Origin of the sequence: Streptomyces sp. SID14478 (genome assembly GCF_010548525.1) — a bacterium.
In the GTDB taxonomy this organism is placed as follows: Bacteria; Actinomycetota; Actinomycetes; order Streptomycetales; family Streptomycetaceae; genus Streptomyces.
Window position 1 is genome coordinate 1 of the sequence record NZ_JAAGMG010000410.1, and the last position, 1,197, is coordinate 1,197.

Below are 1,197 nucleotides of genomic sequence, written 5' to 3' on the forward strand. Positions count from 1 at the left end.
GGGGCGGGCGCGGTGCTGCTGCGCGCGGGCACGTACGGCGAACCGGGCAGTCTGCTCGCCTTCGACCTGGGCAGCGACGGCAGCGGCCACGAACTGATCCAGGTCGCCGGCGGGGGCGCCGCCGAACGTGCCCGGCCCGCCGGCCACGACCCGCTCGACCGGCACTTCCGGATGGCGGGCCGCGAGGTGTACCAGCACGCGGTGACCCGGATGACCGAGTCGTCGCAGCGGGTGCTCGCCCGTACGGGCTGGACGGCCGACGACGTCGACCGGTTCACCGCCCACCAGGCCAACGCACGCATTCTCGACGCGGTCGGGGACCGGCTGCGGCTGCCCGGCGACCGGCAGGTCGCCAATATCGAGCGGGTCGGCAACACGGGCGCCGCCTCACTGCCGCTGGCCCTCGCCGACGCGGCGTCACGAGGTGAACTCGCCGTCGGCGAGCGGGTGTTGCTGACGTCCTTCGGCGCCGGTCTGACCTGGGCCTCGGCGACACTGACCTGGCCGGACCTGCCCGCGGTGGCACCGGTCGACACGGCGGCTCACGCGAGCGCCGCCCGCTGACGGCACGCGCCGGGTTCCCGCACCCCTGCCTCGCCTGACCGCACGTCACCCCCGTCACCGCTCGCCGCCCCGCGCGGCGCGCGCCTTCACCATGCCCCGCCCCTCCTCCACGCCGGTTCCTCCCGGCTGTCCCGAAAGGTGCCTCATGACCTGCGAGTCCCCCGTGACGTCCGCCCTCACCACCGTCCTCACCGAGAAGTTCGAGGTCGATCCGGCCGCCGTCCACCCCGACGCCACGCTGGAGAGCCTCGACCTCGACTCCCTCGCGCTCGCCGAACTCGCCCTCGCTCTCCAGGAAGAACTGGGCGTGAAGGTGGAGGAGTCCGAGGCCACGAAGCACACCACCGTCGCCGGGCTGACCGCCGCCCTCTCCGCCAAGTGCGCCGCGGCAGGGGCCCGATGACCACGGCCGACCGCCACGTCGCCGTCACCGGCCTGGGGCTCATCACCCCGGCCGGCGCCGGCCGCGAGGCCACCTGGGCAGGGCTGCTGCGCGGCGCCTCCACCGCCGCCACCGACGTCGAACTCAAGGGCTGCCCCGTCGACTTCTCCTGCCGCATCCCCGAACTCCCGCCCGCCGTGGGCCGGATCGGCGGCGGCAAGGCGTGGCGCATGGGGCGCTTCACCCGGCAC

The 1,197-nt window shown here is 75.1% G+C and carries 2 protein-coding genes and 1 pseudogene; all 3 read left to right on the forward strand.

The window, feature by feature from the left end:
- Nucleotides 1–564 (forward strand): 3-oxoacyl-[acyl-carrier-protein] synthase III C-terminal domain-containing protein (locus G3I40_RS13450; protein ID WP_275410181.1); only part of this gene is annotated, 564 nt, incomplete at its 5' end.
- Between the two features lie 145 nt (nt 565–709).
- On the forward strand, nt 710–967 hold the full coding sequence (locus tag G3I40_RS13455; RefSeq protein WP_164302395.1) for a phosphopantetheine-binding protein: 258 nt from the start codon (nt 710–712) through the stop codon (nt 965–967).
- Nucleotides 964–1,197, forward strand: a pseudogene (locus tag G3I40_RS13460) (3-oxoacyl-ACP synthase); the annotation flags it as partial. The gene G3I40_RS13455 and the pseudogene G3I40_RS13460, both read left to right, overlap by 4 nt.